Annotated in this window: 2 protein-coding genes; one reads left to right on the top strand and one right to left on the bottom strand. The window is 59.6% G+C overall.

Going from position 1 to position 2,132, the window contains the following annotated elements:
- Positions 1-537, bottom strand: a 537-nt coding sequence (locus tag IQ254_RS30855) for an A24 family peptidase (protein ID WP_193969952.1), incomplete at its 3' end; no start/stop codon positions are given.
- Between the two features lie 143 nt (positions 538-680).
- Here IQ254_RS30855 and IQ254_RS30850 point away from each other — a divergent pair.
- Complete coding sequence (locus tag IQ254_RS30850) at positions 681-1,820, top strand: PLP-dependent aspartate aminotransferase family protein (protein WP_228041258.1); 1,140 nt, start codon at positions 681-683, stop codon at positions 1,818-1,820.
- The last annotated feature ends 312 nt before the right edge of the window (positions 1,821-2,132 follow it).

The following is a 2,132-nucleotide window of genomic DNA, read 5'->3' as shown; positions in this document are numbered from 1 at the left end:
GGCAAAGAGGGTAATCGCCTCAAATAGCCAAATCCCCAAGACCGCCCCCAAAATTCCCCCCATCAGGCTCTGCATTGGGCTAGGCCAGGGTTCTCCCTGGAAGAACGGCAGGGCAAACTGCACCCCCAGACCCAAAACCAGACCCGACTGGGTTAGCGAATTGGGCAGCGTCAGCGTATCGAGGTCAATCAGCGCCAGCGCCACTAGCCAGCTCAGCAACAACCAGTGCCCCGCCGTCGCCCAGGTCAGACCAGACAGCCAAAACGTGGCCAAAAACAACGCCCCCGTAAAGGTCTCAACCAGCGGGTAGCGGGGAGAAATAGCCGTCCGGCAGTAGCGGCAGCGCCCCTTTAGCCACAGCCAGCCCAGCACCGGTACATTGTCGTAGGGCTTGAGTTGGGTATGGCACTGGGGGCAGCGGGAGGGCGGATGCAGCAGCGATAGCCCCGCTGGCACTCGGTAGATTACCACGTTGAGAAAGCTGCCCACGGCAGCACCAAACCAAAACACAATCGCTGATGTGACCAGGGCATCCATAGACCAGAGCGTAGACAAAACAGGCAGCAATACACCAGGCCTCCCCCACGGGAGTAGCTTCAGCATGCCCAGATTCGAGCGGGTGAACAATCCAGTTCAGCGAACGACCCTAGAATCAAGAGCAGTTGCGCTCTCTAAATTCTATGTCTGCCGAAGCCATGTCCACCTCACCCGATACCCAGGTCATCCACAGCGGTCGGCAGATCGACCCTGCTACCGGAGCGATTACGGCACCGATTCATCTATCGACCACCTTCGAGCGCGGTGCCGACGGCAGCTATCCCCAGGGCTATATCTATGGCCGCAGCGGCAACCCTAACCGCGACGCCCTCGAAACTGCTCTGACCACCCTCGAACAGGGCTGCGCAACGGCCACCTTTGCTTCGGGCTCTGCCGCTACTTTTAGCCTGCTACAAACCCTCGGCCCCGCCGATCACGTGATTGCGCCCCAGAGCGTCTACTTTGGCGTGCAACAAATGCTCAGCCAGATCTTTGCCCCCTGGGGCTTAAGCTACACCCTGGTCGATACCACCGATCTGACGGCGGTGGCCGAGACCCTGCGCCCCAATACCCGCCTGGTGCTGATCGAAACGCCGTCGAACCCGCAGCTGGCGGTCACCGATATTCGAGCCATTGCCGCTCTGACCCACCAGGCCAATGCCTACCTGGCCTGCGACAACACCATTGCCTCCCCAGTGCTGCAAACTCCCCTCACGTTGGGGGCTGACTTTGCCATTCATGCCACCACTAAGTACCTAGCTGGCCATGGCGATGTGATCGGCGGTGCGGTAGTCACCCGCGTACCCAACCCGCTGTTTGACCAGCTGCGGCTGATTCAAACCATTGGCGGCACGGTGCCCTCCCCCTTTGACTGCTGGCTGACCCTGCGGGGCCTGCAAACCCTGCCCCTGCGGGTGCGCGCCCAGGCCCAGGTGGCCCAAGCCATCGCCACCTGGCTGACCGAGCACCCGGCCATCGAGCGAGTGCTCTACCCCGGCCTGCCCGACCACCCCGGCCATAGCGTTGCCCAGGGGCAAATGCAGGGCTACGGCGGCCTGCTCTCGTTTTTGGTCAAAGGTGACCAAGCTACCGCCATGGGGGTTGCCGCTAAAACTCGCCTCATTGCCCGCGCCACCAGCTTTGGCAGCCCCCACAGCACCATAGAACACCGGGCCTCGATCGAAAAAGGGACTCAAACGGCTCCCAACTTGCTGCGCCTCTCCATTGGCCTGGAGCATAAGGATGATTTAATTGCCGATTTAGAGCAGGCCTTAGAACGGTAATCTAAAGTCTGTTTTACGGGATCTGGGGCTGCTGGGCCAACGGCGTTGGCCCCTACGAAATTGCCCGGCCTCTCCGTATTCCCTTTCTATCCAGCGATGAAGTTATGCAGCAGCAAGTAATCTCGAACACTCACTGATAGCCCCTGTTCCGTCCGCACCAACGCAGTGTTTGATTGCTGATACTAACCAGGGCTATTTCATTCTAAAAATGGCCTTGAGGGTATCTAGGCCAAATTTGCAGAGTCGTTCAGCCTGAGCCATGTTGGAGAACTCATTGGAGCGATAGAGGTTGAGCGCGAAGTTCCGAGCGAC

The organism is Nodosilinea sp. LEGE 07088, from assembly GCF_015207395.1.
In the GTDB taxonomy this organism is placed as follows: Bacteria; Cyanobacteriota; Cyanobacteriia; order Phormidesmidales; family Phormidesmidaceae; genus Nodosilinea.
This window is presented reverse-complemented; position numbering and strand designations above follow the sequence as displayed.

Bases quoted from the DNA above. Each gene is read 5' to 3' on its own strand.
- IQ254_RS30850 (WP_228041258.1), top strand. From the start codon at position 681: ATGTCTGCCGAAGCCATGTCCACCTCACCCGATACCCAGGTCATCCAC.